The sequence below is a fragment of the Armatimonas sp. genome, assembly GCF_031410135.1.
GTDB lineage: Bacteria > Armatimonadota > Armatimonadia > Armatimonadales > Armatimonadaceae > Armatimonas.
Genome location: NZ_JANNYP010000176.1, coordinates 1 through 12,261 on the forward strand (window position 1 = coordinate 1; position 12,261 = coordinate 12,261).

Annotated in this window: 17 protein-coding genes and 1 tRNA gene; 10 read left to right on the top strand and 8 right to left on the bottom strand. The window is 55.1% G+C overall.

Translation table 11 applies throughout. The annotated features are described in order from the left end of the window. From RMO15_RS33190 to RMO15_RS06240, 3 genes are all read right to left on the bottom strand, one after another. On the bottom strand, positions 1–183 hold the full coding sequence (locus RMO15_RS33190; RefSeq protein ID WP_369016085.1) for a transposase: 183 nt from the start codon (positions 181–183) through the stop codon (positions 1–3). Between the two features lie 167 nt (positions 184–350). Further along, positions 351–851, bottom strand: a complete 501-nt coding sequence (locus RMO15_RS06235) for a helix-turn-helix domain-containing protein (RefSeq protein ID WP_309709339.1) — start codon at positions 849–851, stop codon at positions 351–353. Positions 852–868: 17 nt separating this feature from the next. Next, a complete protein-coding gene (locus RMO15_RS06240) occupies positions 869–2,086 on the bottom strand; it encodes a glycosyltransferase family 4 protein (RefSeq protein ID WP_309709342.1) in 1,218 nt (405 codons plus the stop codon). A 573-nt stretch (positions 2,087–2,659) separates the two neighbouring features. Between RMO15_RS06240 and RMO15_RS06245 the strand changes: the two genes are divergently transcribed. Continuing rightward, the gene (locus RMO15_RS06245; protein WP_309709345.1) at positions 2,660–3,226 is read left to right on the top strand and encodes a YkgJ family cysteine cluster protein; all 567 of its coding nucleotides are present in this window, start codon (positions 2,660–2,662) and stop codon (positions 3,224–3,226) included. On the opposite strand, the gene RMO15_RS06250 is transcribed toward RMO15_RS06245, so the two are convergent. The 3 genes from RMO15_RS06250 to RMO15_RS06260 all read right to left on the bottom strand — a co-directional run bounded on the left by RMO15_RS06250 (position 3,204) and on the right by RMO15_RS06260 (position 6,029). Next, complete coding sequence (locus RMO15_RS06250; protein WP_309709347.1) at positions 3,204–5,333, bottom strand: bifunctional rhamnulose-1-phosphate aldolase/short-chain dehydrogenase; 2,130 nt, start codon at positions 5,331–5,333, stop codon at positions 3,204–3,206. The genes RMO15_RS06245 and RMO15_RS06250 overlap by 23 nt on opposite strands. Positions 5,334–5,398: 65 nt before the next feature. After that, positions 5,399–5,551 (bottom strand): hypothetical protein, encoded by a 153-nt coding sequence (locus tag RMO15_RS06255; RefSeq protein WP_309709350.1) that lies wholly within the window; start codon positions 5,549–5,551, stop codon positions 5,399–5,401. A gap of 61 nt (positions 5,552–5,612) precedes the next feature. Beyond that, positions 5,613–6,029, bottom strand: coding sequence for a hypothetical protein (locus RMO15_RS06260; protein ID WP_309709353.1), 417 nt, complete (start codon positions 6,027–6,029; stop codon positions 5,613–5,615). Positions 6,030–6,145: 116 nt separating this feature from the next. Here RMO15_RS06260 and RMO15_RS06265 point away from each other — a divergent pair, with 116 nt between their 5' ends. After that, complete coding sequence (locus RMO15_RS06265; protein ID WP_309709356.1) at positions 6,146–6,454, top strand: hypothetical protein; 309 nt, start codon at positions 6,146–6,148, stop codon at positions 6,452–6,454. Here RMO15_RS06265 and RMO15_RS06270 read toward each other — a convergent pair. Continuing rightward, entirely contained in the window at positions 6,402–6,686 is a 285-nt protein-coding gene (locus RMO15_RS06270) for a hypothetical protein (RefSeq protein WP_309709359.1), read from the bottom strand. The genes RMO15_RS06265 and RMO15_RS06270 overlap by 53 nt on opposite strands. Positions 6,687–6,692: 6 nt before the next feature. Beyond that, positions 6,693–7,148 carry an SRPBCC family protein gene (locus tag RMO15_RS06275; RefSeq protein WP_309709362.1) on the bottom strand — a complete coding sequence of 152 codons (456 nt, stop codon included), beginning with the start codon at positions 7,146–7,148 and terminating at the stop codon, positions 6,693–6,695. 36 nt (positions 7,149–7,184) lie between these two features. Here RMO15_RS06275 and RMO15_RS06280 point away from each other — a divergent pair, with 36 nt between their 5' ends. The 8 genes from RMO15_RS06280 to RMO15_RS06315 all read left to right on the top strand — a co-directional run. Beyond that, positions 7,185–8,042, top strand: coding sequence for a sugar phosphate isomerase/epimerase (locus RMO15_RS06280; RefSeq protein ID WP_309709366.1), 858 nt, complete (start codon positions 7,185–7,187; stop codon positions 8,040–8,042). Beyond that, a complete protein-coding gene (locus RMO15_RS06285) occupies positions 8,042–9,025 on the top strand; it encodes a Gfo/Idh/MocA family oxidoreductase (protein ID WP_309709368.1) in 984 nt (327 codons plus the stop codon). Before RMO15_RS06280 ends, RMO15_RS06285 begins: the two co-directional genes overlap by 1 nt. Positions 9,026–9,057: 32 nt before the next feature. Further along, a tRNA-Leu gene (locus RMO15_RS06290) sits at positions 9,058–9,140 on the top strand. Between the two features lie 170 nt (positions 9,141–9,310). Beyond that, the gene (locus RMO15_RS06295) at positions 9,311–9,721 is read left to right on the top strand and encodes a TlpA disulfide reductase family protein (RefSeq protein WP_309709371.1); all 411 of its coding nucleotides are present in this window, start codon (positions 9,311–9,313) and stop codon (positions 9,719–9,721) included. Next, a complete protein-coding gene (locus RMO15_RS06300) occupies positions 9,718–10,614 on the top strand; it encodes a sugar phosphate nucleotidyltransferase (protein WP_309709374.1) in 897 nt (298 codons plus the stop codon). Before RMO15_RS06295 ends, RMO15_RS06300 begins: the two co-directional genes overlap by 4 nt. After that, positions 10,611–11,393, top strand: a complete 783-nt coding sequence (locus RMO15_RS06305) for a hypothetical protein (protein WP_309709377.1) — start codon at positions 10,611–10,613, stop codon at positions 11,391–11,393. Before RMO15_RS06300 ends, RMO15_RS06305 begins: the two co-directional genes overlap by 4 nt. A gap of 41 nt (positions 11,394–11,434) precedes the next feature. Further along, entirely contained in the window at positions 11,435–12,067 is a 633-nt protein-coding gene (locus RMO15_RS06310; protein ID WP_309709380.1) for a hypothetical protein, read from the top strand. A gap of 3 nt (positions 12,068–12,070) precedes the next feature. After that, positions 12,071–12,261 (top strand): hypothetical protein (locus RMO15_RS06315; RefSeq protein ID WP_309709382.1); only part of this gene is annotated, 191 nt, incomplete at its 3' end.

The window sequence follows — 12,261 nt, forward strand, 5'->3', positions numbered from 1 at the left end:
TCATGCTCTGTGGTGAAGCATCTTCATGAGGACTGTTTTACTGATGTAGAAGATGGCATTAAGGATGCTTCGAATTTCGAATTCCCTGGGTCTGCCTGCTTTGGATGGGTCACGCTCAGGAAAATATGGCTGAATGAGGAGCCACTGAGCATCGGTTAAATCGCTGTCATAAACACGTTCCATACCCCAAATATCGGCAGGGGAGGCGAATTTTTACACAGGTTCTGAGAGAGTCAAAGCACCAGCCACCGAGAGATGCTCGTACTTACAGGGAGTCTTCAAGCTGGGAGTCTCTCCCTTTCGTGACCAAGTGCGAACCACACTTGGCAACAACCGGAACGCCGATTCATCTACAAAGACGATGCTGGCTCCGCTTCGGACTGCCCCTTTTTTAGGTTGGCCCATCCACCACGGAAGCCATCCACTTGAGCTTTACGTTTCTGTTTAGCCTCCACCTGAGGCTTTTGAACCGAAAAGCCTTCCTCAATCAGGGCGTTGCGAATCGTGGTTGCCCCCGCTTTGATGCCAAGCTCCTTGCTGGCCATTGCCTTGACACGTTTGACCGTCCAGACATCACCGGTGAAGCCACAGGCTTCTGCTCCTTGCTCAACGAGAGTCGCGATCTGTTTCTTTTGCTCCTCTGTCAAGCGTGGAGGTCGTCCGGGGCTGACTTTGACTCGCAGTGTCTCGGGCCACTGTTCTTGCGGAATGTCTTTGACCTTCGTGATCCACTGGCTGATGGCTCCTTTGGTCACTCCCAGAGCTTCGGCAATCGTCTTCTGTTGCCAGCCTTTCTGGTACAATCGAACGGCTTGGAGTCGCCGTTCGGTCTGCCAATCGCGATTTGTCATAAAGAGAGTTTACAGCATTACCGAGAGATCAATACCTTCATTTTTGAAGTATATGCATCAACATACAGTTCTGCAATTTTATTCCAATTATATTTATTACTAACCATTAGTTTACCTGCCATGCCAAGGTTTTTTCTGTGTAAATCATCTATTAGCAAGATTTTTAAATATTTATAAAGATCATGATTATCTTGATTTTCAATACTATAACCATTTACTCCATGTTCAACAAGTTCTTTTACTGCGGGAGCGCTACCCGAAATAACAGGCAAACCATTTGCCCAAGCCTCAATATATGTAATCCCAAATGCTTCGGCATCAGAAGGCATACAGAAAATATCTGCCGCAGCAAAAGCATGAGCCTTATCTTGATCAGACACTCTACCTAGATCTAAATGATTTTCTTTACCTATTATAGGATAAGGAGGCTCAGTATCTGGGCCAATAGAGACCAGTATTGCATCAGGGAATTCTTTGATAATTTCTTTCATAACTGTACAAAGTGTATGGTAGCCTTTATATTTTTGTTTTCTTCCAACAAAAAGAACGATTTTCTTTTTATCAATACCATGCTTACTTCGAAAATATTCACCATCACCAACCTCTGTAAATCCAGGCGCATGATATACAGTGATAATATCTGATTTAACACCTTTACTATTAAGATATTTTTTTTCATATTCCGATAAAGCAAAAACGATATCAACTCTATTATAAAAATCAATATCTAACTGACTATCTGCCCATGCACCAGGATGTGTCGAAGGTGTAACAGCAATCAATGCACCTTTTTTTCTTCCTTCACTTAGAGCAACATCGGAGAGCGCATCTCGCCCGGCACCAATATAATGTACAACATCTATTTTTTCTGATAGAATATTCCTGATGCCTTGTCCATAAGCGCTTCTCAAAATCATGAGTGCTATTTTATGAAAATTTGGACGTGTATATAAAGAATTTAATCTAGCCAATAATGGCTTTAGTATTCCACGCGGCCTAATATAGTGAATTTTCCAATTCTCTCGTAGAATAGGATCAGATTCTTCAAATTCATCAAATTCAAAAACTCCAGGCTTTTTTTTATTTTTGTACCTTGATATCCCAACAACATCATGATTTAAAGAAAGAAAGTCGCCTAATTGACGATTGTAAATCTCTTGCCCGCCAATAGCAGTACAGCATCGTGAAGCAACAATGCAAATTTCCAAACGATCAGGTATATGTTTATTTTTCATTTTTTGCCTTTTCAAATTTATAAAACATCAAAGTCAGGATGCAAATTTAGTATAACAAATTGAAAATCCCCTGCGAGATAGTAATAAATGATTATACTTATTATTTATTATTTCAAGTAAATTTTTCATATGGAAATTTATTTTTAGAACTATCTTAAAAATAAGAGAAAATGCAACCACATATATATAATATATGTTTTTGAAACTCTAGTATTCGCTCACTGGAGATCCTTGATACAAAAAAAGCTGCCTTCCTCAAAACCGTCTCCCCTTGGCTGCAAAAGCTCCGTGAGGTGGGTTGCCACACCAAAGATCCACGTCTTCCTCAGCCCAATCAATCATCCTTGAATCCGCTTGGAAATCGAGGTGATTACCATGATAATGGTGACGATCAACCATTGATTTCGCTCCCGAGGATGCATCAGTATTTACTTCATGAGTTTCAAAGGTGTCTGGTTCTTTTAGTGGGTTAGCTAACATAGTTATGAGATCATAGGGGAATACAATAGGTGTTAGCATTGTAGCATATCATTCCATGCAGGATTATGAAGAGAGTTTAGGGAACGAAGGGGTATGAAGGATTCAGGGCTCCCGGATGCTACTGGCTTGATCCGGGAACTACCGCGTATCCGTCGCTATGCACGTCAGAATGAGGAGACGGACTATCGGTTTCGAGAGTATCTCAAAGTGCGCCTGCCACTTTCGAATGCGGAGCTTGATGGGGTGGTGACGGAATTGACCACGGAGGTGTGGGGGCAAATAGACTGCCTAACCTGTGGGAACTGCTGTAAGACCCTGCAAATCGTGGTGGACGATAAAGATATCGTCCGTCTTGCTCGAAGGCTTGGAGTTTCGACAAAGGCTTTTGCGGAGCAATATGTGGGAGTGGCCCCCGATGGGGTGAAGCATTTTCTCTCCACCCCCTGCTCGTTCTTGGGCGACGGTAACCGCTGCACGGTCTATGAAGATCGTCCTCAGGCGTGCCGTGACTTTCCCTATCTCCAAGACCGAAATTTCCGCTCACGGACACTGATGATGATCGAGAGCTGTGCGACCTGCCCGATTGTTTTTAATGTCTGGGATCGGCTTAAGAAACGCTTTCCTATTCCCGCTAAAACTAACGTAAAAAAGCCTCGGTGAGGCCCGCGTCTACTGGGAGCGATTGTCCGGTGGTGAGTGGCAGGCGAGTGGGAGAGGCGAGCAAAAACACCGCTTCGGCTACGGCCTCGGGGGTGACGCGCTTTTTGAGGAGTGTGCGCTGGGCGTAGAACCCGGCGAGCTTTTCACGGAGTGCCTCGGTTTCCTCACTCTCGTCAAAAGTGATCCCGTACTTGGCCAGTGAGGTTAAGACGCGATCCCTTGGGAACTGATGGCTGCCGGAGACCACCGATGCGGGAGAGATAGCGTTCACACGAATCCCGTTCGGGCCACCCGCCACGGCCAGCTCACGGACTAAGTGATTGAGCGCGGCCTTGCTGGCATCGTAGGCAAAGCTGCCCTGCTTGGCTACGACGCCGTTGGCGCTGGAGATTAGCACGACTTGGCCGCCGCTTGCCTGCTCGCGCATGACCATCATGGCTTCATCGGCGGCGAGATAGCTCCCAAGCGTGTTGACATCAAAGGTCGTGCGCCACTGCGCTTCGGTGATGCGGCCTGTGTCGTCGGGCGAGAAGATCACGGCAGCCACGGCGATCAGCGTGTCAATCCCCCCGTAGGCCAGCACCGCCGCGTCCATCGCCGCCCGCACGGAAGCTCGATCCGTGATATTGCACTCCACGGCGATAGCACTCTCGCCATGCGGGGCCGCCGTCTCCTGGGCCAGCGAGAGATTTATATCGGCGCAGACCACCACAGCGCCGTCTTTCACCAGGCGATTCACGACCGCACGCCCGATTCCACTGCCCGTTCCCACCACGACCGCCACTTGCCGCGCCAGCTCCTTCTCCGGCGGCATGCGCTTTAGCTTCGCCTCTTCCAGGAGCCAGTACTCAATCCGAAACGCCTCACGGGGGCTGAGGGAGAGGTAGTTGTCCACAGCCCCCCCCGCCCCCAATAATGGGGGAGCCAATGATGTCGCGCCCTCCATCACATGGATGGCGTTAGTGTAGAACTCGCCGGTGATACGCGCTTCTTGCTTGTTCTTACCAAAGCTGAGCATCCCGACGCCAGGGATCAGCACGACACTCGGCTCGGCGCTGCGTAGCGCAGGTGAGCTGGGCTCTTTGTTTTGCTCGTAGTAGGCCGCGTAGTCCGCGCGGTAGCTGGGGAGGGCAAGCCGAATCGCATCAAGTAGCTCGATGGCCGTGCCGTTTTTGGCGTCCCAGCTCACCAACAGTGGCTTGACTTTCGTGCGTACAAAGTGATCTGGGCAGCTCGTGCCTTTCTCGGCGAGCGCGGCGGCATCCGCAGAGTTCACAAAGCGCAACACGGCGTCGGAGTCAGAGAAGTGCACGAGGTTGCGGCCCCGAAGTGCAGGCAAAACAAAGCGGGTAAGCTCGCGCCGATCCGTGCGCGTCTCGATCACTTGCCCGCCAAAGAGCGTCTCTTCATTGATGTGCTTGAGCACAAACTGCCCGATGAGATCGAGAACGCGCAGGGTGCTCTGGTAGCTCGACTTGGCATCGTCGCCCCAAGTGAAGATCCCGTGCGAGCCGAGGATAATCCCGTCACAGTTCGGGTTCTCGGCGATAGCCTTCTCCAGCCAGAGACCCAGCTCAAAGCCGGGGCGCTTCCAGGGCAGCCATACTAAATGCAGGCCCGTCTCGGCGCGAAGTTGTTCGAGAAGCTCTGGCCCATTTGCCGATGCCGCCAGCGCAATGGCCCAGTCGGGATGCAGATGATCCACGTGTCGGAAGGGCAGGAAGGCATGAAGCGGGGTGTCAATAGAGGCGGCACGTGGGTTGGTGCCAAAGACGCAGAGTGGATAGAGATCCACGATCTCATCTTCGAACTCCTCGCCTCGGTAGCGTGTTTTCAGTGCCTCTAGTTTGTCTTGGTAGAGCGTCGCAAAGCCATCGCGCTGGATGGTTCCCAGATCGCCGCCGGAGCCTTTTACCCAGAGCACGGTCGCGGCCTCTCCCGTCACGGGGTCGGGCATCGGGACTTTGGCGCTGGTGTTGCCCCCTCCAAAGTTCGTCAGGCGCGGGTCGGAGCCCAGTAAGTTCGAGCGGTAGCGCAGTAGCTCCGGCTCGTCGAGAGTCGCAGCGAAAGAGTCATCCCAGAGGTCAGAGAGAAGTGTCAAGGTCATGGAAGCATTCTACCTAAAAAGACGAAACGCCCCCCGCGCACAGCGCGAGGGGCGTTTAAGAGTGCTCACTTCTTTGTGGGAGCTTTTACGGGAACGGCGGCGGCTTGTCGTGCCGTTTCTGCACTATCGCGCTTCTGCTGCTCGGCATTGACTTTACCCTGCTTCTGGCCTGCCTTCTTGCCCACTGACTTCGGAGATTTATCGCCCATGGTATTCACCGGGACCTTTCACCCACCGGCCACCGCTGGCATTCGGGGGTGGCCCAGTATATCCCCTATCTCAGTCAGTGTCTGAGTTCTGGAGAAAGTGCGCCACTTCGATGAAATACGCACGAAGGGCCGGGGCGACAGGGGCGACGACCTCGGTGGCGACAAGGGCGGCTTCCATGTGCCTGAGCCAGGCATCACGGGCCGCCGGGCCTATCTTGAAGGGCTGATGGCGCATCCGCAGGCGAGGGTGGCCGCGCTTGACGGCATAGAGAGCTGGGCCACCAAAATACTGGATCAGAAACAGGGCTAAGTTTTCGCGCTCGTCTTTGAGGTCGCTCTCGGCGGGGTACATAGGCCGCAGAAGTGCGTCTTCAACCACACCATCGTAAAAGGCGTCTACCAGCGCGGCAAAAGCCTCGGGTGCCCCGCCATCGGTGCCCCCCAGCTTCTCCCAAGCACTCCGGTTATCTATCAGCTCCTGCGCCATCGTATTCCTATTGTACCGGCTCATAGTCCATAGAGTTGTTGAAGAGCCACGACTTTTTCTTGGTAGGGTTTTGGTTGCGCTTGACACAGAGTCTCTGGCTACGGTATTTTGACGGTGTGCTTGTACCTGGTTGGGTCTGTCCCTACTGCGGCACGGATTGCTCCCCGATTGAGGGGCCGCCGTGCATGCACTTCTTCCTCGCCGATGGGGAGTTTGGCTGGCGCTTCACTCCGGCAGCGGAGCAGCTCCACGATGCGGCGTTTTTCCGCCACCCGACTTTGTTTCGCGACCTGCTCTACCACGATAGCATCTGCCGACAGCACTTAATCCTGCGCCGGGCGCTCTACGACAAATCGCTGGAGGTCTACGCCTTTACGGATCGTCCCGAGGCGGCGGTGGCGGCGTTTCAGACCGCCATTCGGTAATGCGCAGCACGTAGATCGGCTTGCCTGCGATGCGCTGATCTTCTCCGACTTGCTCCAGAAGTGCCGCCGCCTCTGTGGCCTTAAGCCGAATGTCCGACTCCGCCTCCAGGCCCCCGGCACCAAGCTGAGCCAGGGTCAAGATTAGCGACGCCTCAGGGTCTTTGAGAGCAAGAGCGGCAAGCTGGCGCTGTGCGGCGGGCACATCAAAGGTGTAGTCGTCAGGGAGGGTCACGCGGCTCTACACGCCGCTTTCGCAGCGCTTCTTGATGGCTTGCTGGGTGGCTTCCACATTGTTTTGCATGGTCTTGTGGATGATCGCGTTGATCAGCGCTCCGACGAGCGGGATTTCCAGCCGGTAGGTCAGCACGGAGTCAAACCTAGTCAGCCCTGACTCGATCTCCGTAAATGTCCAGGTGCCATGAAACTCATCGAAGTCTCCGCTGACTTGCTTGAAGTTCAAGATTCCCTGGTCGGGATCCCAGACATCTTCCTCGATCCAGGTGATGCGCTTTTTGAGCTTGGGCACGATCCCCACCCACTCGCTGGTGAGGGTCTTGGTGTCGTCGGAGCGGGTCAGAACGCTCACGGACTCAACATCGTCCATGAACTCAGGAAAGGCCTCATTATCACGGGCAATCGTAATCGTTGCATCACGGCCCGTCCGAATGAGAATCGTGTTTTCAATGCGTGGCATAGAGGGATTGTAGCATACTTTGCCGAATCAAAAGCCATGCAACTTTCACTCTGTGGCGCAGGACTGGGAGCGGGCAAGCTGAGCCTGCTGGAGTTTGCGGAGCTGGCGTCACGCTCAGACTACTCGGGAATAGACTTTGGCATCAGTAGCGCCCAGCGGCTCGCGGACGAGCTGGGCGGGGCGACGGCAATGAGTGAGGAATTTCTCACACTGGGCGTTTCTCCCGCGACTTTTGGTCTCGAAGTCGAGTGGCGCAAGGACGATGCAGCGTTTGAGAGCGGCATGGCGACCCTCGCGGAGAAAGCGGCGATTGCCCAGCAGCTCGGCTGCGAGCGTTGCTGCACCTGGATGCCCAGTGCTACCAGCGACGCCTCAGGCGAGTGGCGTTCGCGCACCGTGGCCCGCTTTCGGGAAATCGGAAAAGTCTTTGCGGACTACGGTGTGCGCTTCGGGCTAGAGTGGGTCGGGCCGCACCACTTAAGGGCAGGCGGCGAGAACCAGATGGGGCCAAACCCGACGGTATGGACACTGCCTCAAACCCTAGAGCTCATCGCCGAGATCGGACTAAGCAATATTGGCCTGCTGGTGGACTCCTATCACTGCTACACCACAGGCGTGACCGAGGATGAGCTTGCGGCTCTCACCGACAGCCAGATCGTGCATGTGCATATCAACGACGCTCCCAAAGGCGTGGGGTCAGCGGGTGCAAAAGACGGTCAGCGCGTGGTTCCAGGCACCGGTGAGATCAACTTGCCGAGTTTCTTAAACGGCCTGCGCCGCGCGGGCTATGGGGGCTACATTGCGTGCGAGATCCTGGCTCCGACACCGGTTGCCGACACGCCCGAAAGTGCTGCGACTCTGATCCGAAGTGCCTTGCGGGAGCTAGGGCTTTAGTGGCAGAGCCTAGGCTGGCGCTCGCGGGCTGTGGGACGGTCGGAGCGGTGCATGCCGAGCGTCTCGTTGCCGAGGGAGGCCAGATTGTCGCCATCTGTGACCCGGATGCTGAGGCGCTCTCGCGCATTGCCCGTCTGCTCCCGCAGCGTCCCCAGCTCTTTCGTTCCGAACAAGATTTATTGGCGTCTGGCGAGGTAGATGCCATTGTTCTGTGCACGCCCCACGCCCGTCATGCCAGCCAGATCGAAGCGGCATTAAACGCAGGTGTTCACGTCCTCTGTGAGAAACCGTTTGTTACCCATCACGAGACTGGGGTGGCGCTGGTACAGAAAGCAAAAGAGAAGAACCTTGCACTCTTTGTCTCCTACACGCGGCGCGCACGAGGTCATGCTCGGTTTCTTCAGGCAGCAGTGGGCAAGATTGGGCCGGTGCGCTTCGTCTCCGTGCTACGCTGCCAGCCCTGGCTTCAGGCGCATGGGCGCACGTGGCGGATGCAGGAGAGTGAGGGAGGGGGCTTTTTGCGCGATGCGGGAGCATCTGTGCTGGATCTGACCCTACGCCTGATTCCCGAGACCGTGAGTGCAGCCCAGGTTGAGCTCTACCGGGGCGGGTCTGCAGCCGTGGATGTCTGCGCCTCGGTGCGTTTGCAGTTTCGGAGTGGGGGGCGGGCAGAGCTGACTCTGCTTGGCGATGCCCCTGAGACCCAGGAGCGCATTCTGGTCATTGGGGAGCGGGGGACGGCAGGCTGGTGCCAGCGTGAGGGAGCGCCTGCGGAGCTCTATCTAAAGCAAGAAGGCTCTCCGCAAGAGACACCAGACCCGGCTCTCTACCGAATCCCAACTCCCGATATCGCCTTCCTGACAGCGCTGCGCTCCGGCCGTCGCTTTGATGCGGATACCGCCTCCGACCTCTACGATGGTGCCACGGCCCTTCCTACCATTGCCCTTGTCGAGCGCCTCTACCAAGAGGCACAGTGGGGATGATATAATGCCCCCCGTAGCTATTGCTACTCGTAAGCCGGAGTGATGAAATGGTAGACATGCGCGCCTCAAAAGCGTGTGGGGCAACCCGTGCGAGTTCGTGTCTCGCCTTAGGCTTGAAAACGTCATTCCCGTACCGATCCTCCCCTTCGAGGGTGGAGGGGGGAGATATCTCTGAAGCTTCAGAGTCCCCCGATTGTTTTTTACGGCATTGTAGCCGTCACAATCTTAGTCGGACTCCAGTTAGTCACCACGCCGGGCAACCCGGATTACCATAAAAGCGGCTTCGTGGGCCAGCCTGCAGCGGAGTTCTCCGGAAAAACGGCGGAGGACAAAGAGATTCGGCTCTCGGACTACAAAGGGAAAGTCGTGGTGGTGAACTTCTGGGCGACCTGGTGCAGTCCCTGTCGTGCTGAGATGCCGGGCTTTATCAAACTAGAGAAGAAATACCGCGATAAAGATGTCGTTTTTATTGGGCTCGCTGTCAATGACGAGCTTCCCAAGATCGCCAAGTACACCACCGAGCACCAGATTGTCTGGCCTAATATCCTGGCCACTCCCGAGGTAATCGAGAGCTACGGCGGTGTCAAAGCCATTCCGACCACCTTTATTGTCTCTCGAAAAGGCACAATTGCCGCCGTCGTTGAGGGCATGGCGGAAGAAGGCCCTTTAGAGGTCGAGATCACGGGGCAGCTATGAAAACCCGTAAAGCCGTTATCACTGCCGCAGGCCGCGGCACCCGCATGTTTCCCGCCACCCGCGCGATTCAAAAAGAGATGCTCCCGCTGATTGACACGGATGGGCAGGTGAAACCCACGATCCAGATGATTGCGGAGGCTTGTGTGGTTGCCGGGATCGAGGAGATCTGCATTGTTGTCGAGAGCGGCGGTGGACAGGCGTTCCGTGAGCACTTCCGCGCCTTCACGGACGACGAAAAATCCGTGTTTGCCGGAAAAGACTGGCTCCTAGCCGAGGGCGAGAAGCTGGCAGGTCTGGCCGAGCGCATCTCCTACGTTGAGCAGCCGTCTCCCGAAGGCTTTGGCCACGCGGTCTACCAGGCAAAAGACTTTGCAAACGGCGAGCCGACTCTCTTGCTCCTGGGCGACCATGTCTACACCGGCGACCCGCTAGGCCAAATGCTCGCGGCGGGCGAGCAGTCCGGCGGCTCGGTGACGGGCGTGCGGGTCGAGCCCGAGAGCGGGGTGAGCGTCACCGGCATCATCAAGGGCAAGGCGACACAGACAGCGGGCCTCTACGAGATTCTGGCGCTCCAAGAAAAGCCGAGCGTGACAGAAGTTCAGGCGCTCAAGACCGAGGGCCTGGCCGAGAATACCTACTTGGGCCATTTTGGGATTCATCTTTTCACCGCCGAGATCTTCGACTGCCTCGGGGAGCTGATCGCCACCAATACGCGTGTGAAAAACGAGTTCCAGCTCACCAGCGGCCAGGAGCTACTCTGGAAGCGCAACCCTGCCCACTACCGCGCGCTCTTGCTCTCCGGCGAGCGCTGGGACATCGGCCTGCCCGACGAGTATCTTCGCACCCTGGCAAAATTTGGGAGCCTCGGCCCCCACTCTGAGGTTTTAAAATGAGACAAGAAAAAGCACCTAGCCTGGTTCTAAAAGCCATGAAGTCAGGAGGGCTCTCGCTCGACTGGAAGATCATGCCTCTCGGTTCTAAAGGCGCTCCGATAGGACTGCACCTCTACTGCATCCCCCCGCCGGGCACCAAGCAGGGAGACATTGGCCCCGGTTCGACCATTGCCTCCTCTCCGTTCCATGCGGAGCTCTGGAGCCTTGCGCCTTTGCAGAGAGTCAATAGCGTGATGTTCTACGAAGACGGTAACTCTAGCTCACTGGACTCCGCCTGGGTGGACGAGAGCCGTAAGACCATACCCGTGCTCCAGATTCGTTTTGGCGTGGGCGATGTCGGAGAGTGGAAGCAGATTGTCTTCCCGCAGGGCATCCTCAAGCCGGGCGTACTTCAGAGCTTCTCGTTTGCCGAGAACTCCCACCTCAAAATGAGCGGCAAAGAAAATGGGAAACTGGTGCTGGTGGAGAGCTGGACCAACGACGAAAGCAAAGAGCGGACGGCACTCTATCGTTTTAACGGCGAGCGCTTCATTGACGATAAAGCCGTCTGGTTTGTGCTTGGCCCTACGACCAAAACCCGTGCGGAGGCGGAAGCTTGGCTGAAGAAAAATCCACGTCACGGCGCTTCGGAGCTGATCGAGACCAGCAAGTTCCCTGGCCTCAAGCCCGGACTCTGGGCCGTGGTCTTCGAGCGCTGCCAAGACCGTGATTATGCCGATGGTCGCGCCAAGTCGCTCGCCAGCAGCGGTATCTCTGCTTACGCCAAAAAAGCAAAGTAGGATTCTGTCACACCTCAAGAAACAGGGGCGTTTCTTGAGGTGTGAAAAAACAAACTCTCTTCGTATTGGCCGCTCTCTTGCTGCCACTTCTCTCCACTCGGGTTCATGCAGATACCTCCGACCTCCGTGTGCGTCTGGAAGCGCCGGGTGCCTCAACCGTGCGCCGCATGGCTCCCGTTCGAATTAGTGGACGTGGTAGGAGCTGGGCCAATGCCACCGCAATCTCGGTGGATGCTGAGGCGGGCCAGGAGCGCAAAGACGGCGTCTATCTCTACTTTCAAGACACCAAGGCCGACAACAGCGGCGAGTTCTTCCTCGGGGGCCGCACCGATGCTGTCGGGATCTACACCTCGTCGGCGTACCTTGATAGCAAGGAAGTTGATGGGCTGGTCAAGTTCCTGGAGACCACGATCCAGAAGTACCGCGAGATTCAGGGCAAAGACCAAGGCCTTGTCAGCTATAGCTACGCCCTCGCCGAAGACTGCACCATTGAGATGGGCGTGGTGGGCAAGCGCCAGGAATTCTCAATCTACTCGTCGGGCAAGTTGCTAAGAGGTCAGTCGTTTGCCGTCGCCAACCGCCAGCTCAAAGTGACTCTGGTGGGCGTTGAGGAGTTCGAAAAGCTCCGCGACTATCTCAAGGAAAGCATTACCTGGCAAAAGTCGGTAAAGTAGGGCATGGATCGAAAACGAATCTGGGGGCTCGTGGCACTGCTGCCACTGGCCCTCCCGTTGCTGGCCCAAACCGGTAAAGCAGACAATCCAGCGAAAAACTATAAAAGTGGTAAGGCACTGCTTAAACAGCCCTTTAAGATGTCAACTGTGGTTTCGGGGCTCTGTCGTTCACTTACTCCTGAGGAAGAGAGGCA